We start from the raw sequence: 5,003 nt of genomic DNA on the forward strand, positions 1-5,003 counted from the left end.
ACCCTACGGGTACAGTGCGGGGCTCCTGCGATTTCTAGCTGAGCTGACCAAGCGGCAGAAGGGAAATCTCACTTATTGTTAGCAGGCTGGCTGGGGAATCCTACTGGCGCTACCGTGGTTTTGGGTTGTGTTCACAGCGGGTCAGCAGCGGGCCGGCACAGCTTACTCTACCCAAAAAGGTGCACGTGGGATCTTCACCAAGTGCTGGGGTAAGCTACCCTGTCTGTTGAACTTATTCCGGCAGTCTGTCTGGGTGAAAGATGCTGAGATATCGGCATTAGCGGCCCAAAAGGTTCGGTTCCCAGATTGCCTCTGGGTCTACTTCAAGCTGTTCTGCCTCAATCCCTATGGTTTCCTCTGACCTCAAGCGCTGGCTGGATAACTTCCTGATTGCCGTTGTCTTTCTGGTGTTCGCCGGGTTTGTCTGGTTTGTCTTTTCCGTAACCGGGGCTTTTCTTGGGATCCCACTGGGCTACAAACTTTGGATGCGGCTCTGGCTGCCTTTGTTTCAGCCGGCTTTGGGGATCCTGATGGCCGGGGCGGTGGTGAGCGGAGTGTGGGGCTGGCTGGAGAAACGCCGCTCCCAATAATCGTGATCATCACCAGAACTGAAGATCCCGTGGCGCAGGGGAGCCCCAGACTGGCTCTATACTGGAAACGTATCTAAATGTTGAGCACCTGAGGCAGTCTGGCGTCGTGTTTGTTCTGTCCGGCTACGAGTATTTGCTGGTTTTTCTAATCGTCTGCTCTCTGCTGCCGGTTTTGGCTCTGGGGGCTTCTGCACTCTTGGCGCCAAAGCGGCGGGGATCCCTGCGGCGCAGCACTTACGAGTCGGGCATGGAGCCGTTTGGGCAAGCCTGGATCCAGTTCAACATTCGCTACTACATGTTCGCACTGGTCTTCGTCATTTTCGATGTAGAGACGGTGTTCCTCTATCCCTGGGCAGTGGCGTTTCACCGCTTGGGGCTGTTGGCCTTTGTGGAGGCCCTGATTTTCATCGCCATCCTTGTGGTGGGTCTTGTGTACGCCTGGAGAAAAGGAGCATTGGAATGGTCATGACGTCTGAGAAATCGCAAGTCTTGTTTCCGGGGGCTGCCCCCCAGGTGACTACCGACCTCTCCAACAACGTCGTTCTGACGACGGTGAACGACCTGTACAACTGGGCTAAGATGTCCAGCCTCTGGCCGCTGCTCTACGGCACCGCCTGCTGCTTCATCGAGTTTGCTGCCATGCTGGGATCCCGCTTTGACTTCGACCGGTTTGGCCTGTTGCCTCGTTCTTCGCCACGCACCGCTGATTTGATCATCACGGCAGGTACGGTCACCATGAAAATGGCGCCGGCGTTGGTCAAGCTCTACCAGCAAATGGCTGAGCCGAAGTACGTGATCGCCATGGGGGCTTGCACCATCAGCGGTGGCATGTTCAGCTCCGATTCCTACACGGCAGTGCGGGGGGTGGACAAGCTGATCCCGGTGGATGTGTACATTCCCGGCTGCCCTCCTCGTCCAGAAGCGATCATGGATGCCATTGTCAAGCTGCGCAAGAAGATCGCCGCCGAGGACATGCGGGAACGAGGCCGTCTGCAGCAAACCCACCGCTACTACACGGTTAAGCACAACCTCAAGCCTGTGCCGGAGATCATCACCGGCAAGTATCTGGAGAGCGAGACCCGCCAAGCTCCCCCGCCAGAGCTGGCTGCGGCCATTGGCTTGCCAGTGCCCCCGGCTTTGCAAACTGCCGACTTTAAGCAGGCGGAACAGCAGCTCAAAGCCTTGCAGGGAGGAGTGTGAGATGGCAGAGGAAAATGCCCAGGAAAAACAAGCACCGCCATCCGCAGGCGAGCAGTCGGAACCCTTGGTGACGTTGGAGCGGGGCCCGGTTTCCCAGTTTCTGGCCGACAACGGCTTCGAGCACCAGTATTTGGGGAGAGACGCAGCGGGGGTAGAGCTGTTGGAGGTGGAGCGGGACTTTCTCCTACCCTTGTGTACCGCCCTCTATGCCTACGGCTTTAACTACCTGGAGTGCCAGTGCGGGTATGACCTGGGGGCAGGGCAGCCACTGGTCAGCCTTTACCACCTGATCAAGCTGTCAGACGGGGCGGATCGCCCTCAGGAGGTGCGGCTCCAGGTAAAGTTGCCTCGCCAGGATCCACGGCTGCCTTCCGTATACTGGATTTGGAAGTCGGCGGATTGGCAGGAACGGGAAACCTACGACATGTACGGCATTGTTTTCGAGGGACACCCGAACCTGAAGCGGATTTTAATGCCGGAAGACTGGATAGGGTGGCCCCTGCGCAAGGACTACATCACGCCTGACTTCTATGAGCTGCAGGATGCCTACTGATTGGGGATCCCTGACTCGGTGAGCAGCGTTGAATAGGATGGGTTGAGATGTGGCCTTTTTTGCTCTTGGCAATCTACGCAGGAGGAGTTTGGTACTCGGCCCGCAAGGCGGATCGCATCTATTCGGGCTCCGGGAAGTGGCTGGTATCGGCCCTCTGGCCTGTGTTGTTGGTCTCAAACCGTCAGTTTCGCCAAAATTGGCGTCGTCCCCTGAACAAGTAAGTTGAGTGAGTCTGGATCCCTGGAATCCTCACCTGTGATCGCTCCTGAGCAACACCTACGCGACCCGAGTCTTTCTCTATCGACACCTCAGGCCACGCAGAAGTTGCGGGAGTTGATTGTCAGCCGCATTCGCGCTCAAGGACCGGTGACCTTTGCCCAGTTTATGGAGTGGGCTCTCTACGAGCCAGGGTTGGGCTATTACGAGCAGGGATCCCCGATTGGCCCCGACTACCTCACCTCTCCCCACCTGGCGGCGGACTTTGCCCAACTGTTGGCGGAGCAAATCCACCAGTTCTGGCACATTTTGGGATCCCCCCCTGACTTCAAGGTGATCGAGATGGGGGCGGGCAGCGGTCGCCTGGCCCAGGATTGGCTGACCTACGTGCGCTCCGCTAACCCCCCTTTTTGGCAGGCACTGGAATATGGGATCCTGGAGCGTTCTGCCCACCTGCGGCAGCTCCAACAGGAGCGATTGGCTCCTTTTGGGGAGAAGGTGCGCTGGTTGGATTGGGACGGGATCCCGGATAACTCAGTTACAGGCTGCTTTTTCTCCAATGAGCTGGTGGATGCTTTTCCGGTGCATCGGGTGCAGGTACAGGATGGGGCTTTGCGGGAAATCTATGTCGATTGCAGCGAGGCTGCAGAAGCCAACTTCCGGGAAGTGCTGGGGGATCTGTCCACTCCTGAGCTAAGAGAGTACTTCGCCCGTCTGGGGATCCCTGTAGAAACCTATCCGTCGGGCTACCAAACCGAGGTGAACCTAAAAGCCTTGGAGTGGCTGCAGCTCCTGGCCCGCAAGCTCCGGCGAGGCTACGTGCTCACCATCGATTATGGCCACACCGCCCAGCGCTACTACAGCCCCCACCGCGCCCAAGGTACGCTCCTGGCCTATCGACAGCACGGCAGCTACACGGATCCCTATGTTCGGGTGGGATCCCAGGATCTCACCGCTCATGTGGACTTTACGACCCTAGAGCAAGTGGGAGAATCTCTGGGGCTAAGATGCCTGGGGTTCACCCGGCAGAGCAACTTTTTGGTGAACCTGGGATTGACCGAGCGGCTGGCTGCCCTCAGCCAAATGGGGAGCTCGGTTGGCGGCGAAGCTGTGGATGTGGGCCAAGTTTTGCGGCGGCGATCCGCTCTTCATGCGCTGCTGGATCCCATGGGGTTGGGGGGCTTTGGAGTATTGGTGCAGGCTAAGGGCCTGACCCCCTCAGAATATGCTCATCCTCTGCGGGGCTTTGGCGAGCCAGAGCTGTGAACCGTTTCGGTGCTATTGGGATGAGATGTCTGCCCCTACCGGCTACCGTTGCCTTCCATCGATGCCAGTTCTGCCATTGCTCTGGCGCTATCTTCCAGGTTGTCGATTCGCTCCTCGAGGGTTGCAAAGACTTCGTCATATTTATCGGCCCATGCGACGCCGGCGGCAGTTTTGGTCATGCGGGCCAAGTTGAGAGATACGTCTGGAGATCCTTTTTTGGGAACGGATGGCCGTTCCGCGAAGTTGCCAGCAGCTGTTGAGGGATCAGCCTGGGTTAGGCGGGCAATATCTTGCTTGAGGAGATTCTGTTTTGATTGGAGTTGTTCCACCTTGGCTATGCCCTCTTTGAGGGACTGAATGAGCCTTTTTTTCTTGGCTTGTAAATCTCCAATCGAGGCTTTCAGGCTTTGCTCTTCTGCGCGTAACTGAGGAAGTCGTTCTTCTTGAGATTGGATCTGGATCTCTGTTTCAAAATGAAGCTGAGGAGTTTGAGCTTGCGAACGAGCCTCATCATAAGGTTGGGCAGCAGCCACCCCCTTCTGCTGGACTTTTGCCCAATCTTCAAGGGCAGCACGCAGGTTGGCCAGTTCGCTTTGCAGTTGCTGTAGGTCTGAAGGAGTGATTTCGTTTTGCTTCTGTCGATTTTCGAGGTGCTGCAGAAGCTGGATTTTGGCTTTGGCCTCGCTTCCAGATAGAGCAGAAGCCACATAGCCCGTCATCCCCGTAGCCAAACCTGCTGCTCCCGCCTGCCACAGGGATCCTCCCGCCCCAAGGCCACCAATAGCCACCGTAACTCCGGCCAACGCGGGAAAGGCAGTTATCCAAAGCTGGCGGCAGGAGAAAGGCAACATCATCGACCCCAGGGTGGAAGAGGAGATTGTCTTGAAGATTGTTTTGACCATAGGTAATGTTTGGGTAGGTTTTCTCTCACTCACAACTCCTCTTTTTTTAAGGAGAAAGGGGAGCTAGAACCAACACAAAGAACAAAGAACGCCTTAGAGACAATTTTACTGCACTATTTCACTGCACTTCAAGATGACTCTGGTGTACTGCTGAGGTTGCAGTTCTTTACGCCATCCCTCCAGTATGGCCACAACTACAAGTCAATCGCCACTCTAAACCTGCAAGAGCCACTTCAGCTAGAAATTGCAGGAGCCCCGCACTGTACCCGTAGGGTC

The 5,003-nt window shown here is 56.5% G+C and carries 7 protein-coding genes; 6 read left to right on the forward strand and 1 reads right to left on the reverse strand.

The window, feature by feature from the left end; translation table 11 throughout:
• The first annotated feature begins 347 nt into the window (after positions 1-347).
• The 6 genes from NW843_RS06595 (at position 348) to NW843_RS06620 (ending at position 3,825) form a co-directional block, all read left to right on the forward strand.
• Positions 348-590, forward strand: a complete 243-nt coding sequence (locus NW843_RS06595) for a hypothetical protein (RefSeq protein ID WP_414344867.1) — start codon at positions 348-350, stop codon at positions 588-590.
• Positions 591-696: 106 nt separating this feature from the next.
• On the forward strand, positions 697-1,059 hold the full coding sequence (gene ndhC / locus NW843_RS06600) for a photosynthetic/respiratory NAD(P)H-quinone oxidoreductase subunit C (protein WP_414424565.1): 363 nt from the start codon (positions 697-699) through the stop codon (positions 1,057-1,059).
• The gene (locus NW843_RS06605; RefSeq protein ID WP_041436717.1) at positions 1,050-1,790 is read left to right on the forward strand and encodes an NADH dehydrogenase subunit K; all 741 of its coding nucleotides are present in this window, start codon (positions 1,050-1,052) and stop codon (positions 1,788-1,790) included. Before ndhC ends, NW843_RS06605 begins: the two co-directional genes overlap by 10 nt.
• Position 1,791: 1 nt before the next feature.
• On the forward strand, positions 1,792-2,343 hold the full coding sequence (locus NW843_RS06610; RefSeq protein WP_011433902.1) for an NAD(P)H-quinone oxidoreductase subunit J: 552 nt from the start codon (positions 1,792-1,794) through the stop codon (positions 2,341-2,343).
• A gap of 47 nt (positions 2,344-2,390) precedes the next feature.
• Complete coding sequence (locus NW843_RS06615; RefSeq protein ID WP_414418256.1) at positions 2,391-2,564, forward strand: hypothetical protein; 174 nt, start codon at positions 2,391-2,393, stop codon at positions 2,562-2,564.
• Between the two features lie 34 nt (positions 2,565-2,598).
• Positions 2,599-3,825: a class I SAM-dependent methyltransferase gene (locus NW843_RS06620; RefSeq protein ID WP_414522461.1), complete on the forward strand. Its 1,227-nt coding sequence runs from the start codon at positions 2,599-2,601 to the stop codon at positions 3,823-3,825.
• 35 nt (positions 3,826-3,860) lie between these two features.
• On the opposite strand, the gene NW843_RS06625 is transcribed toward NW843_RS06620, so the two are convergent.
• Positions 3,861-4,544 carry a hypothetical protein gene (locus NW843_RS06625; protein WP_414522462.1) on the reverse strand — a complete coding sequence of 228 codons (684 nt, stop codon included), beginning with the start codon at positions 4,542-4,544 and terminating at the stop codon, positions 3,861-3,863.
• Between the last annotated feature and the right edge of the window lie 459 nt (positions 4,545-5,003).

The organism is Synechococcus sp. R5-12, from assembly GCF_047502655.1.
Lineage (GTDB): Bacteria > Cyanobacteriota > Cyanobacteriia > Thermostichales > Thermostichaceae > Thermostichus.